This window comes from Roseibium album (assembly GCF_001404515.1).
Classification (GTDB): Bacteria; Pseudomonadota; Alphaproteobacteria; order Rhizobiales; family Stappiaceae; genus Roseibium; species Roseibium album.
This window is the reverse complement of the sequence record NZ_CXWE01000006.1, coordinates 430,233-444,533: the sequence shown is the minus strand read 5'-3', so window position 1 is coordinate 444,533 and position 14,301 is coordinate 430,233. Positions and strand designations below refer to the sequence as shown.

Below are 14,301 nucleotides of genomic sequence, written 5' to 3'. Positions count from 1 at the left end.
AGGGAGTTCTGATAGTAATTAATTCGACAAAATATTAGTAGTTACTAACGATATAACTTAAAAGTGAGCGATTTATTCATTGTGAAAAATAGCAGTGAATCGAATCGGGGCGAAAGAACTTCTACTTGCCCGATTGCACGCGAAAACCCGCAAGATTGTCGCCGTCTGTCTTTTTCAAATACCTGGGAACGGCAAATTCAACCACATTTCGTCCGTTTTCTTTTGCTCGGTAGAGAGCCATGTCTGCCGTCCGGATCAGGTCCTTGTCGTTCGTGCCGCATTCCGGTGCCGTTGCAATGCCGACGCTCACGCCGATCTGGACCGTCTCGCCGTTGCCGATTTCGATTGGCGCGGACATCTCGGTTCTGAGCTTGTTTGCCCGGTCTTCCAGTTCGTCGAGATTTGAATATTTCGTCATGAGGACAATGAATTCGTCCCCGCCGATCCGGCACACAACATCGTCATTGCCGAAATGGCTCTGAAATCGTTCGGCAACCCGGCAAAGGACCTTGTCTCCCACTTCGTGCCCGAAGGTGTCGTTGATAGGCTTGAACCGGTCCAGGTCGCATGCGAACAGGGCGAACCCCTTGTCGGGGAGATTGTCTATCGAAAATGCGAGGCGGTCGGAAAAGTGATGCCTGTTCGGCAGGCCGGTGAGCGCATCGTGATTGGCGAAGTGGTGGTTTTTCCGCTCGCTTTCTTCAAGTGATGTCGAGAGACGGCTGATTTTCGCGGCAATGGCAAAGGCGACAACTGCAATTATGGCCGTGATCAGAACAATGAGCGGCAACGCCATGAACCAGATGTGCAGGCCGGGTTTTTCATGATCCCACCGGAAGTATCCGAGCACCGAACCGTCAGCAGCCCAGACCAGATGATTTGTCGGATGTCTGCTCGCCGGTTCCCCGGCAAAGAACTGAAAATCACGATAGTTCAAGGCTTCGTTCAGTTCGGCGAGAAATTCATTGTCGAAATAGACTGCATTGATCAGGACTGCAGGATTGTTCTCAGTCCAGTTGACGCGACCTTCGTCCGGCAGGACAGGAACCGCGACAAGAAGAGCAGGCTGCCCGTCAATGATCGCGTATGCCGAATTTGACACATCGAGCAGGACGGATTGCGGTAAATACCAATCGGCAAGTCCCGTGCTTGCCTGGCGCGTGCGCGCGTCAAAGCTCTCGCGAGTCCGGTCGGCCAGATGCTTGATAATTGGATCGGCCGCAGTTGTCTCGGTGGGAAAGAGGGTGTTGTCTTCGATGGCCTGTGCGATCAGGCTGCCATCTGCGTTGACAATAAATGTTCGCTCGAGATCGAACTGCTCCCACAAATCTGTAACCAGGAGATCTTCGATGAAATCCCGGTTCAGCGGGTGTTGCAGCGCCGTAAAGGTCTCGTCCCACTGTGCCAGTCCGATCTGGTCGAGCGCAATGAGTTTCTGATACTGCTTCAAAGCCGTTGTGAAACGGAGTTTGTCGCCTTCGAGTGAACGCCTGTCCGCCTCGGACCAGGCAAGATGCGCGATGAAGGTCAGGGAGGCGGTGGAGAGCACGATCAGCATTGCCGCGAGCCCATAGATCCAGATCTTTATCTGTCTCCCCGTCGCCGCCCGGCTCCCGTCCGTGGTACCCGCAATGTCGCCGCTTTTCCTGTTCCAGAACAAAATAACCGCCCCGATGTAATCCGGTCCCTTAAATAGCAAAGGAAGCTTAACGCCGGGTGGTCGAGCGCGGGTGTGGTGCGAGATGTCAACTCAAACTGGCGAGAGCCTTAACGAAACGTTCTATCTCACTTTCCGTGTTGAACGCGTGCACCGATGCCCGGACCACGGCATCTAGTTCTCTGTGTGGCAGGTCGATCCGGGCCGACGATGCCGAACTCACGGACAAGTTGATCCTGGACCCGCCAAGCCGTGCTTTTGTTTGCAATGGAGTTTCGCCCGCCAGAGCGAAGGTGACTATTCCACCTTTGCGCGCTCCCTTGTCGTGCAGCGTGACGCCGGTCTGTCCGGACAGTTCTGATCTCAATTGAGCTGCGAGCGCGCAAATCCGGTTTCCGATCCGCTCCATTCCGAACCCGATTGCATAGGTCGTCGCGACGCCGAGCCCGATCTGGCCTGCCACGTATCGCTCCCAGGTCTCAAATCGCCGGGCATGCGGAACCAGGTCATAGGTGTTGTCGGCAGTCCAGTTCGCGGATTGCAGGTCGATGAAAGGTGGATCGAGCTGATCGAGCACATTGTCACTGACATACAAGAACCCGGTCCCCCTGGGGCCGCGCAGATATTTCCGTCCGGTGCCGGACAACATGTGACAGCCTATCTCGTGGACGTTCAGGGGAATTTGACCGGCCGACTGGCACGCATCCAGCAGATAAAGAACACCGGCGGCCTGTGCGATGTCTCCGACGTCTTCTGCCGGATTGATCAGACCCGAAAATGTCGGAATATGCGTCAGGGCAATCAGGCGTGTCTTCTTGCCGACAGCAGCTTTCAGGGCCGGAAGATCGATTTGTCCGCTGGCATCATCTTCCACGATATCGATCTCTATGCCTTTGCGCTGCTTCATTTGAAGAAAAGCAAGGTAGTTCGAGACATATTCGGATCTGCCGGTGACGATCCGGTCACCCTGTCGAAAATCGATTCCGTAAAAGGCCATGTTCCAGGCACGCGTCGCGTTTTCTATGTAGGCGATCGAATGCGGCTTGCAGCCGATGAGTGCTGCCAGGCTCGTATAAAAAGTGTCCATACGTGGCTTGCTTGCAGCCGCTGCCTCATAGCCCCCCAGTTGTGCTTCCAGGTCAAGATGCTGCTTCACGGCATCGAGAACCGGCTTGAGTGCCAGTCCTGTTCCGGCGTTGTTAAAGTGGATCAGCTGACTTACACCGGGGGTGTCTTCCCTCAGAACCGCAATATCCTGTTGGGAAAGGGATGGGACGATCATGACAAACCTCGGATGTGAATTTTGTTTGGTTATGGGATGCAGGCTCACGAAAGATATCGAGACGGCTCCCCAAGGAAAAAAGACCTGTACGCGATGACGATCACATATTTTGGATACGGCTCGCTCGTCAATCTTGACACCATTCCGGCTGACGCTGTGGCGACCCCTGGAACGCTGAAAGGGTGGGTCAGGGAATGGCGGGTCTGTGGCATGGGGCCGGACGGTCAGGGCCGCTGTGCACTCAGTGTTCGGGAAGATCCGGGAAACGAGATCAGGGGCGTGATGGTACGCGAGCCCCGGTCAGGTCTGAAGGAACTTGAGAAACGCGAGAAACGATACCGCAAGGTGGAAGAGGTCGGCGGATCTTTTCGCTGCGATGCTGAAAAGAAGAACGGCCCGGAAGACTTGTTTGTTTTTGTCGCAGCGCCGGATCACTACCGGTGGGGAACGGAAACACACCCGATCCTGCAAAGTTATCTTGATTGTGTTCTGGCCGGGTTCTACCGGTTTTGGGGAGAAGAGGGTGTTGCGCACTTTCTGGACACGACTGAAGGCTGGCATGTACCAGTGCTCAAGGACCGGCGAAATCCCGCCTATCCGAGAGCAGTTGCCTTGCCCGAGCAGGTTCTGAGTGTCCTTGACGAGGCGACCGCAAGGCACGGCCTCACATTTCTGGATATGCCGTGAGACCTGAACAGGGGACCGGATCTTGTCAGGCAATCAAGCCCTGCAGCAGGTAACCGACAAAATAGGCAATTGCCGCCGCCGAAAGGCCGATGCCGGTCGTTTCCATTCCTGACCAGACCCAGTTTTTGGTAGACCAGTGCGACTTGATCGAACCGATCAGGAAGAATGTAAGTGCCGTAAGTGCGGTCGTGTAGATTTCAGAGGCCCCAAGGCCCATCAGGAAGGGCAAAAGAGGCAGGCTGCCGCAAACGACAAACGCGGCAAAGGTTGCCAGAGCCGCTTTGAAAGGAGATCTGGTCGCTGCCGACAGTCCGTATTCGGATTGCATCATCGTTTCGATCCAGGTGGTCCTGTTGGATGTCACGAGACGCACGAGATCATCAAGGTCGCTGCCCTGATAGCCTTTGGACCTGAATATCTGCCTGATTTCTTCCTTTTCACCTTCCGGCGCGACGGCAATGTGTTTTTCTTCAATGGCCATCAGCCGGGCGTAATCCTCCGTTTCGGACTTTGAGCCGCTGTAATTTGCAGCCGCCATGGAAAACCCGTCTGCAAGAAGGTTTGCAACACCCAGTATCAGGATGATTTTCGGTGAAAGCGCAGCGCCCACAGCACCCGCGACGATCGCAAAGGTCGTGACCGCGCCATCGATACCACCGTATATCCAGTCCCGCAGATAACTCGCGGTCGGCTTGACAGCGAGTCTTGAAGCGATGTCGTCAGGCCTGTGGCTGTGCTCCAGTCTAGGAGTTGGCATGGGTCTGTCCTATTCTTGTGCTACGTTAGGGTGATCAGTAAGGCCCGGCCGTGCCATGATCCGTGTCAAGGCAGGGTTTCCGCGACAAGCGGTCAGGAATCGGTCTTCTACGGTTCACCGCAATTTTGGCAGAATCCCCTGTGGCATAACGGACCAACCGCGTGTATAACGCCGCACGTTTGCTTTAACCCGGCAAATGGAAACGAATGAAAATGTCGCGGACTGCGCATTCAGGTTTGAATGATGTCGCGAGTCCAGTAGGAGTAGAATAAATGGCGGACAAGTGGAGCCCGGATTCTTGGAGATCTAAACCGATCTTGCAGGTTCCGGAATACCCGGATCAAGAGGCTTTGGCGAGTGTTGAACAGCGCCTGTCGACTTATCCGCCTCTGGTTTTTGCAGGTGAGGCGCGTGCGCTGAAACAACAGTTGGCCGACGTCGCCGCGGGCAACGGTTTCCTTCTGCAGGGAGGCGATTGCGCCGAGAGCTTCGCCGAACATCATCCGGATCACATCAGGGACTTTTTCCGCGTCTTCCTGCAAATGGCCGTCGTGTTGACCTATGCAGCGAGCCAGCCGGTGGTGAAAGTCGGGCGTATTGCGGGTCAATTTGCAAAACCGCGGTCCTCGAACATCGAAAAGAAAGACGATGTCGAGCTGCCGAGTTACCGTGGCGACATCATCAACGACATCGATTTCAATTCCGGCAGCCGGATACCAGATCCGAGCCGCATGGCTATGGCCTATCGCCAGTCTGCGGCAACGCTGAACCTTCTGCGTGCGTTCGCGCAGGGCGGTTTCGCGAACCTTGATCAGGTACACCAGTGGATGCTGGGCTTCATTACCGACAGCCCGCAGGGGCATCGTTACAAGGAACTCGCGGACAGGATTACCGAGTCGCTTGCATTCATGCGCGCCTGTGGCATCAAGTCCGATAACGTGCCGCAGATGCGCGGAACGGATTTCTTCACCAGCCATGAAGCATTGCTTCTGGGGTATGAAGAAGCGCTGACACGCGTTGATTCCACTTCCGGCGACTGGTACGCGACTTCGGGACACATGATCTGGATCGGTGACCGGACACGCCAGCCGGACCATGCTCACGTGGAATTCTTCCGCGGTGTCAAGAACCCGATCGGCTTGAAGTGCGGACCATCCCTGACACCTGACGGACTGCTTGAACTGGTCGACATCCTTAATCCGGACAACGAACCGGGTCGCCTGACCCTGATCGCGCGCTTTGGTGCCGACAAGGTGTTCGATCACTTGCCGCAACTCGTGCGGGCGGTTGAGCGTGAAGGCAAGTCCGTTATCTGGTCCTGTGATCCGATGCACGGCAACACAATCACTGCCGGGGGCTACAAGACGCGTCCGTTCGATCGCATCCTGAAGGAAGTCGAAGCGTTTTTTGCCGTGCACCGCGCCGAGGGAACCCATGCAGGCGGCGTGCATGTGGAGATGACAGGTCGCAACGTGACGGAGTGTACCGGAGGCGCCCGTGCGTTGACTGCCGAGCAGCTTGGCGACCGCTACCATACGTATTGCGATCCGCGCCTGAATGCCGATCAGGCCCTTGAACTTGCGTTTCTCATCGCGGAAAATCTCAAGAAGGAGCGCGATGGCCGGAAGGCAGAGCCAATGGCTGCCAGCGCGTAACGACCGGCGTTGCTTACTTAACGTTAACCTAAAGGGCGGCTTGAACCGCCCTTTTTGGTATTTTTGACAATTTTTACGAAAATTGCAGCGGGACGGTAAGTCTCGTTTAACGCTCGCTCCCCATACCTGTGAACAAGAAAGGCTCGCTTGGAGGAGATGGGACATTGCGTGAGAAGTGGGATCTGTCCAGGGCTTCCTGCCTGATTGCGGAAGACAATCCTCATATGCGCACCATTTTGCGCTCGGTATTGACCGGATTCGGTATCCGATCGGTTTTTGAGGCAAGCGATGGCGCCGAAGCACTCGAACTTGTTGTCGACAGGAAGCCTGATGTCGTTCTGCTCGACTGGGTGATGAATCCGTTTGGTGGAAGCGAATTCCTGAGAATCCTGCGAGGCGACCGGGATCTCGTGATTTCGACGATGCCTGTTCTGGTCATCACGGCTCATGCCAAGCGCGCAACAATCCTGGAGGCGATCGGAATTGGTATCCATGGTTTCATTGCCAAACCGATCGCGCCCGCAATTCTTTACCGGCATATTGGTGAGATCCTGGAACGCCAGGAAATGCATGGGCGCTCGAAAGGCATCATGGGGCCAGGCTTCCAGAAGCCGGCGCGCAAGCTCAACATAACAGACATATCGAATTTGGCCCCGGAATCCCAACCCGACGACGAAGCGGGGCTCGCACTGCTCTGACGTGCCAGGGGCCGCCTTCGCGTGCGCCCGGGAGGTTTCCGAAGCGGTCCTCCCGAAGATGGTTTGGGACGAACGGAAACAAAAAATTGGGCGGCGGGCAGCAAGTCCGCTGGCATGACGAAAATCATTTCCCACCACCGGCAGGCTTTGAACCCGTGAATTGTTGCATGCTATGGACGGAACGCACTGTTGCAGCATATTCGCTCAGGGTCCCAGATGATCATCACACGTCGCAACGCACTTAAACTGGGTATCACGGCTTTTCTGACAAGCCTCGCGAGCAACGCAACTGCGCGTAAACTGACCGGTACCAAAGTGGTCGTGATAGGCGCGGGCCTTGCGGGACTTGCGGCGGCAAAACAACTGCAGGAGCGGGGTGCCGAAGTCATTGTGCTGGAGGCCGGCGATTATGTGGGCGGCCGCATCCGCACCGACATGTCCCTGGGCGCTCCATTTGAATTCGGGGCCGGGTGGATACATGGGCCAAGCCAACATAATCCGGTAAAACAACTTGCTGATGCCCTTGATGTCGGCACTTTCGTAACGGACGACGACAACCTCGAGGTGTTCGACCTGTCTGGACGACCGCTGACCGATGCAGAATACGTTCGCCTCGATGACATGTACGATCATCTGGAAACGGTGCTTTATTCTCCAGCTCGCTCGGAAACGCGCAGTGTCCATGATCTGCTCCGGGAGATCGAACCTGATATCCTGACTGACCCACTTGGGATTTGGGCCCTTTCGACGTTTTTCGAATTCGATATCGGCGCCGGGATTGAAGACATTTCTGCGCGAAACGGCTTTGCATCGGATACGTTTGATGGTGCGGATGTAATTTTGACCGAAGGTTATGACCAGGTTTTCGCGCCGCTGGCGGCTGACCTGGATATTCGCCTGAACACGCCGGTCTCGCGCGTTTACCACGATAGAAACGGGGTTGAGATTGACGGGCTGCAGGCAGATTACGTTGTTTGTGCGGTGCCGCTGGGCATTTTGAAAACAGGCGACATTGTTTTCGAACCCTCTCTGCCGGAAGACGTTCAGAAGTCGATCGACCGGATCGGTTTTGGTAGTGTCACGAAAATTGCTCTGAAGTTTGAAACGCCGTTCTGGGATACCGAAACCCAGTATTTCGGGGTTATGACAGAGCCCAGGGGACGTTGGAACTATTGGCTGAACTACCGAACGTTCAGTGACGAGAATATCCTGCTTGGTTTGTCATTCGGCAGGTATGCTCCAATTGCCGACAATATGAGCAAGGAGGTCATGACCAGGGACGCGCTGGCGGTCCTTCGCTCGGTTTGGGGCGATGAAGTTACTTCACCGCAATCGGTGCTCACCACCCACTGGTCAAAGGAACCACATTTTCTCGGCGCCTATTCCTTCCCGCGAACGGGTGGCTCTGTTGCAGACTTCACAAGGTTGGAAGCCCCGATTTCAGGTCGATTGTTCATGGCGGGTGAGCACACGAATTTTGACTATCACGGCACGACGCACGGAGCCTTGATGTCAGGTCGCAGGGCCGCAAGCGACATATTGAAAGCCTGATTCAGGACCATCCATTTCGCTGACGGGTGCTCGTTCGGGACGGAGACAGCTACACGCAACAGCGTTGTTCTCGTGTTTTACGCCGTGTCCGGCAGAAATACCCTCGGGTGGATAGGGCAATCTGGCTTTGTTTCCGGGCTTGTTGCCTTGTATTCGATCGGGCCTGACCGGTCCGAAACGGGCACAATACGATTTGAGTGATTGCAACCTTTTGATCTTGCGGCTACATCAGGGACAATGACTCTTCCTGGTGCTGCTTCCATGATTTCCGATCACTTCAGACTGGCTGTTGCACAGCTCAACCCGACAGTCGGCGACGTCGCAGGCAACGCGGACCTCGTCCGCAAGGCGCGCCGGAAAGCTGCTGAAGAGGGGGCCGATCTGGTCCTCTCATCAGAATTGGTTCTCGCCGGATATCTGCCGGAAGATCTCGTGTTGAAGCGCGCTTTCGTTCGCCGGTGCATGGATGCTGCCGAGGAACTTGCCCGTGAGACCGCTGATGGCGGTCCAGCGCTGGTCATCGGTACCCCGTGGCGGGGGAGTGACGAGAAGGTCTACAATGCCGTCGTCCTGCTGGACGCGGGCGAGGTTAGAGCCGTTCGATACAAGTACGATCTCCCGAATTACAGTGTCTTTGATGAAAAACGGGTCTTTGAGTCAGGACCGCTTCCAGGGCCCGTTGATTTTCGAGGTGTCCGGATAGGTCTGCCGATCTGTGAGGACATCTGGAACGACGAGGTATGCGAGTGCCTCGAGGAAACCGGAGCAGAGCTGCTGCTGGTGCCCAATGGGTCTCCCTACTGGGAAAATCGTGCTGAAGAACGGCTGCAGGTGGTGGTGTCGCGCGTTGTGCAAACCGGCTTGCCGCTGGTTTACTGCAACCAGCTCGGCGGGCAGGACGAACTCGTATTTGACGGCGGATCCTTCGCCCTCCAGGGAGATCGCGCGCTTGCCTTCCAGATGCCCCAGTTCGAGACCGCTCTCGGCATCAGTGACTGGAAGCGCGACGGAGAAACCTGGATCTGCGAGCAGGGGGAGACCGTCAAGCTTCCTGATCTTGATGAAGCCAACTGGCGCGCCTGTGTTCTCGGGCTCGGCGACTATGTCAAGAAGAACGGTTTCCCTGGCGTGGTGCTCGGACTGTCCGGCGGCATCGATTCCGCGATCTGTGCGGCCATGGCGGTCGACGCTCTCGGGCCTGACAAGGTGCACGCGATCATGTTGCCCTACCGCTATACGTCGGAAGACAGCATCAAGGACGCAGCCGAGTGCGCTGCGGCACTCGGAATTCGTTACGATACGGTTCCGATATCAGAACCGGTCGAGGGCTTCAGGTCGACGTTGAGCGGATTGTTCGAAGGGACGAACGAGGACACGACGGAAGAAAATCTTCAGTCGCGTGCCCGGGGCGTCATCTTGATGGCCGTTTCCAACAAGTTCGGGCACATGGTCATGACGACCGGCAACAAGTCGGAGATGTCGGTCGGTTATGCAACGCTGTATGGCGACATGAACGGCGGTTACAATCCGATCAAGGATCTTTACAAAACACAGGTGTATCACCTTGCCGCCTGGCGCAACGAAAACATGCCGGCAGGCATGCTCGGCCCTGGGGGGGAGGTAATTCCGTCCAACATCATCACCAAGGTTCCCACGGCGGAGCTCCGGGAAAACCAGACCGATCAGGATTCCCTGCCGCCATATGATGTGCTTGACGATATTCTCGAGTGTCTCGTTGAAGAGGAAATGTCCGTCAGCGAAATCGAAAAGCGCGGTCATGACAGGGCTTTGATTCACAGGATCGAGCATTTGCTCTATATTGCCGAATACAAACGGCGACAGGCACCTCCGGGTGTCAAGATTACTGAACGAAATTTCGGCAAGGATCGCCGCTATCCCATCACAAATCGGTTCCGGGACCGCAGCTGAACTAATCCGGAGCCGACATCCTTCCCTTGAGGTCCGTTACGGGCCATCGGCTTCGTGCATATGACCTACTTTACTTTCCTGCGCGACAATGCGCGCTGGCTGTCGGCCAGCTACTTGTTGACGACGTTTTCCGGTTTCGGACAGACGTTTTTCATTTCGTTGTCGGCCGGGGATCTGCGGGCAGAATTCGGGTTGAGCCACGGTGATCTCGGTCTGCTTTACATGGTGGCGACGCTCGGCAGTGCGCTAACCCTGCCATATGTCGGAAAGAGCCTTGATCATTATCCGGTGCAGAAGATCGCAATGGCAGTGATGGCCGGGTTTGCATTGTTCTGCCTCGCCCTGGCACACGCATTTGCAGTCTGGATGGTTGCGTTTGCCTTTTACGGTCTGCGTCTGTGCGGGCAGGGCATGATGACACATACCTCGGTGACCGCAGCCGGACGGTGGTTTTCTGCGCAACGGGGCAGGGCGGTCTCGATTTCAATGCTCGGGTTTCCGACCGCTGAAGCGCTGTTTCCGCTCTGCTTCGTCATTCTGAGCGGAACTATCGGCTGGCGCGGCGCCTGGACCGTTTCGTCGCTGGTGCTGATCCTTGTCGCCATGCCCGTACTTTTCGTACTTCTGGCAAAGGACCGGATACCCTCGACGGCAGAGGTCGCTGCCGCAAAGGCCGAGGGCCGGCAGTGGACACGCGCAGAGGTGCTCCGGGATCCTCGCTTCTGGCTGGTGTCCTGCGGTGTCAATGCGCCTGCCTTTATCGGCACCGCGGTCCTGTTCCACCAGGTGTATCTCGTTGAACTGCGTGGCTGGTCTCTGGAAGTTTTTGCAAGCGCGTTTCTTCTCATGGCAAGCGGCGTCGTCATTGCATCGCTCATTATCGGACCACTGATCGACAGGTTCTCGGCGAGACAGTTGCTTCCCTATACGCTGATGCCTTTGTGCGTTGCCTGTTTCGTTCTGGCAAATGTCGACGCACAGATTGCCGCATTCGTGTTTCTGGGACTGGTCGGGATAGGAAACGGCTTCAATGGCACACTTGTCGGCGCTTTCTGGCCGGAAGTTTATGGCACGCGTCATATGGGAGCGATACGCGCTGTCGCTTTTTCGATCATGGTCTTTGCCTCCGCAGCCGGGCCCGGACTCGTCGGCTGGCTGATCGACATCGGCGTCTCGTTCGATGCGCAGGTGACGGCAATGGGGATTTACTGTCTCGTTTTCGCCGCTGTTCTGGCATTGGCCGCGCGCGCCTACCGGTCGGATCAACATAGTTGAATTTGGCGGCAGTTTTGGGTTGCCGCGCGTCCCGCCAGCGGCTAACTGAAGCCTCATGACCGTAACTGTTCGCTTTGCGCCGTCGCCGACCGGCCACATTCATATCGGCAACAGCCGTCCTGCACTCTTCAACTGGCTCTTTTCCAGGAAAGAAGGCGGGCGTTTCGTTCTGCGTTTCGATGATACCGATCTGGAGCGCTCGAAGCAGGAATATGCAGAATCGATCGAGAAGGATCTTCGGTGGCTCGGCATTATTCCGGATTTTATCGAGCGTCAGTCCCGTCGCGTTGCGAGCTACGACGTGGCCTCTCAAAAACTGAAAGATGCGGGTCTGCTCTATCCCTGTTACGAAACACCGGAAGAACTGGATCGGCGCAGGTCGCGACAGCGTTCGCTCGGCAGACCTCCTGTCTATGACCGGGCGGGTTTGAAGCAAACAGCGGAGGAGAGGGCGGCATTCGAGGCCGAAGGCCGTAGGCCGCACTGGCGCTTCATTCTGCCCAATCACGACGCGGATCCGTTTGAGACGAAGCGCACCGATGTCACCTGGAACGATCTTTGCCGGGGAGAGCAGTCCGTTGATCTGTCTTCAATGTCCGATCCGGTCCTGATCCGGGCGGATGGAACCTATCTGTATACCCTGCCGTCGATTGTCGACGACATCGACATGGGGATCACCCATGTCATCCGTGGTGAAGATCACGTGGCAAACACCGGCGTGCAAATCGCCATCTTCGAAGCGCTGGGCGCTGCTGCCCCGATATTCGGTCACCACAATCTTCTGACCACTCGAGATGGTGAAGGGCTCTCCAAACGCAAGGGCGCCTTGTCAATTGGATCGCTTCGCGAAGCAGGTCTGGAACCGATGTCCGTTGCCTCGCTCGCCGTTCTGACAGGCACAAGTCAGGCCGTCGAACCTGTGCAGGACATGGATGCGCTGATCGGAAAATTCGATCTTGCGAGCATATCGAGATCGTCTGCGAAGTTTGATCCCGAGGAACTCAAGAATCTGAACGCTCGCCTGGTTCATGAGTTGCCCTATGAAGCTGTTAGCGATCGACTGGCCGACCTGGGCATCGAAGCAGGCGCGGATTTTTGGGAAACGGTCCGCGGTAACTGCGAAACGGTAAACGATGCTGCGGATTTCTGGCAGATCGTGACGGGGCCGGTCGTTTCGCGGATCGAAGACGAAGACCGTGAATTTGTCGCCAAAACTCGCAATTTCCTTCCGGATGGGGAGATAACGCCCGAAACGTGGAGTGCGTGGACATCGGCACTGAAATCGGAAACGGGACGCAAGGGGCGCGGTCTCTTCATGCCGCTCCGGCGGGTGCTCACCGGAATGGATCATGGACCGGATATGAAGGCGATGCTGCCCCTTATTGGGCGACGAAATATTCTGGACCGACTACCCTGACCGGGGAGGAACGTTCCGGAGCCGGCCGGAATCCCGGATCGTCAGTCTTGAAGACCGGCGAAGCTGCAACGGTCTCAACCGATCCCTCTTCCGTCTGCGTGCGAAGCGAAAGCAGGGGGAAGCCATCCTGCAATACATTGTCCGACGTCGAATTGTCGGTGACGGCTCCGGAGGAGTTCTGGTCCAATGCCAGGACAGCCGTCACATCGAACCCTTTTTCAATGTTGAAAAGGGTGCCGGGGTCTTCATAGGGCGGCAACTGGGTCTTGTTGAGCGGCAGTCTTGAGAGCGGTGAGGCAGCCGGTGTTGCCTCTTCAAAGGTGGTGCCCGATGCCGGCTGCCGGTCGCGTTGCGGAAGCCCGCTGCTGATATCGGAAAAGAAGACCCGGTTTTCCGATGACGTGCCTACTTCAGACCATGCAGACCGGTTTTTCGATTTCTTTGAGAGGCGGCAGCTGCAGCCTTCGACGAATTCGGCCTTGTAGCGAAACGCGAACGGTTGATCGGCATAAGGAACTCCGGCCAGAGACATCATCTCGGACTGGTCGCCGCCTGGGTTGCGATAAACATAAAGTTCGGTTGGAGCCGCCGGACATATTTCCGAACAGCGTGCCTCGTCATTTGCGAACTGGCTTCTCCCGGTCGAAAAGCTGACGGGAAAATAATATCCGTCGCAGGTGCGCACGCAAAGTGTCCGGAACGCCCCTCCGGCTGGCAGCCGCAACGGGCTCGCACCGGTGTTGCGCGTGGATCTGACGGACGCGATTTCCCGGTCACCGGTCTTGGCTGCCACCTCTTCGACCCTGGGCTCGGAATTGAACAGACGGGCGAAAAACGACTTCTGCTTTTCGCCGTTTACCGGCTTTTCCACCCTTGCCTGACGTGATCTGGCCGGGGCATTGCAGTTTTGTTTCTCAAGCGCAGCTCGAACCTGCCGCACTTTTCTCGTATTCTTTGAGGATGTGCCACCCGATCTCGCCAATTGTCGTTCGATCGCGGCCAGATTTGAATTCATGCGTTTGATCTTGCCGTTGAGATCTCTGCACTTTGCCGAATTTGTATTTGAGCAACCGAAATGCCGCGCATCGCGTGTTGCAGCCGTAATAGCTTTTTGCTGTTGCCTTTTGGCGGAGGACCACTTTCGAGCTGCCGGCGTTTGGGATCCGGAAGCTGATTCCAGTTTTCGCAATTCGGATTTCAATGCGGAGCAGCTTGCCGAATAGGCAGCGTCAATCGGCAGCACAATTGCTGCAACCAAGCAAAAGGCTTGAGAAAATATGACTGACTTGGCTTTTTTTCGAAGCCTCATCGCTCATCCCCTGCAACGCTGTCCCCGCGCCGAACCGTCAACAACGGTCGGTCAAGTATCCCTCTTGCATCCCACAATAGCAAC

11 protein-coding genes are annotated in these 14,301 nt (G+C 56.3%); 7 read left to right on the top strand and 4 right to left on the bottom strand.

The annotated features are described in order from the left end of the window. Nucleotides 1-121 precede the first annotated feature (121 nt). Both LA5095_RS21780 and LA5095_RS21775 read right to left on the bottom strand, forming a co-directional pair. Nucleotides 122-1,660, bottom strand: coding sequence for a diguanylate cyclase domain-containing protein (locus LA5095_RS21780; protein WP_055118708.1), 1,539 nt, complete (start codon nucleotides 1,658-1,660; stop codon nucleotides 122-124). Nucleotides 1,661-1,745: 85 nt separating this feature from the next. Continuing rightward, nucleotides 1,746-2,939 (bottom strand): aminotransferase class V-fold PLP-dependent enzyme, encoded by a 1,194-nt coding sequence (locus LA5095_RS21775; RefSeq protein ID WP_055118706.1) that lies wholly within the window; start codon nucleotides 2,937-2,939, stop codon nucleotides 1,746-1,748. A 93-nt stretch (nucleotides 2,940-3,032) separates the two neighbouring features. On the opposite strand from LA5095_RS21775, the gene LA5095_RS21770 reads away from it, so the two are divergent. After that, nucleotides 3,033-3,626, top strand: coding sequence for a gamma-glutamylcyclotransferase family protein (locus LA5095_RS21770; protein ID WP_055119056.1), 594 nt, complete (start codon nucleotides 3,033-3,035; stop codon nucleotides 3,624-3,626). A 25-nt stretch (nucleotides 3,627-3,651) separates the two neighbouring features. Here the strand turns inward: LA5095_RS21770 and LA5095_RS21765 are convergent, their stop codons facing one another. Next, nucleotides 3,652-4,383 carry a VIT1/CCC1 transporter family protein gene (locus tag LA5095_RS21765; protein WP_055118704.1) on the bottom strand — a complete coding sequence of 244 codons (732 nt, stop codon included), beginning with the start codon at nucleotides 4,381-4,383 and terminating at the stop codon, nucleotides 3,652-3,654. A 272-nt stretch (nucleotides 4,384-4,655) separates the two neighbouring features. Between LA5095_RS21765 and LA5095_RS21760 the strand changes: the two genes are divergently transcribed. From LA5095_RS21760 to gltX, 6 genes are all read left to right on the top strand, one after another. Then, nucleotides 4,656-6,038: a class II 3-deoxy-7-phosphoheptulonate synthase gene (locus tag LA5095_RS21760; RefSeq protein WP_055118702.1), complete on the top strand. Its 1,383-nt coding sequence runs from the start codon at nucleotides 4,656-4,658 to the stop codon at nucleotides 6,036-6,038. Nucleotides 6,039-6,202: 164 nt separating this feature from the next. Further along, nucleotides 6,203-6,736 carry a response regulator gene (locus LA5095_RS21755; protein ID WP_208992810.1) on the top strand — a complete coding sequence of 178 codons (534 nt, stop codon included), beginning with the start codon at nucleotides 6,203-6,205 and terminating at the stop codon, nucleotides 6,734-6,736. A gap of 216 nt (nucleotides 6,737-6,952) precedes the next feature. Next, on the top strand, nucleotides 6,953-8,287 hold the full coding sequence (locus LA5095_RS21750) for a flavin monoamine oxidase family protein (protein WP_082442818.1): 1,335 nt from the start codon (nucleotides 6,953-6,955) through the stop codon (nucleotides 8,285-8,287). 261 nt (nucleotides 8,288-8,548) lie between these two features. Further along, nucleotides 8,549-10,216 (top strand): NAD+ synthase, encoded by a 1,668-nt coding sequence (locus LA5095_RS21745; protein WP_055119050.1) that lies wholly within the window; start codon nucleotides 8,549-8,551, stop codon nucleotides 10,214-10,216. Between the two features lie 60 nt (nucleotides 10,217-10,276). Further along, the gene (locus LA5095_RS21740; RefSeq protein ID WP_055118700.1) at nucleotides 10,277-11,491 is read left to right on the top strand and encodes an MFS transporter; all 1,215 of its coding nucleotides are present in this window, start codon (nucleotides 10,277-10,279) and stop codon (nucleotides 11,489-11,491) included. Nucleotides 11,492-11,546: 55 nt separating this feature from the next. Beyond that, on the top strand, nucleotides 11,547-12,908 hold the full coding sequence (gene gltX, locus LA5095_RS21735) for a glutamate--tRNA ligase (RefSeq protein WP_055118698.1): 1,362 nt from the start codon (nucleotides 11,547-11,549) through the stop codon (nucleotides 12,906-12,908). On the opposite strand, the gene LA5095_RS21730 is transcribed toward gltX, so the two are convergent. Next, nucleotides 12,871-13,923, bottom strand: coding sequence for a DUF2865 domain-containing protein (locus tag LA5095_RS21730; RefSeq protein WP_208992809.1), 1,053 nt, complete (start codon nucleotides 13,921-13,923; stop codon nucleotides 12,871-12,873). The two genes, gltX and LA5095_RS21730, sit on opposite strands and share 38 nt — an antisense overlap. Nucleotides 13,924-14,301: the final 378 nt, after the last annotated feature.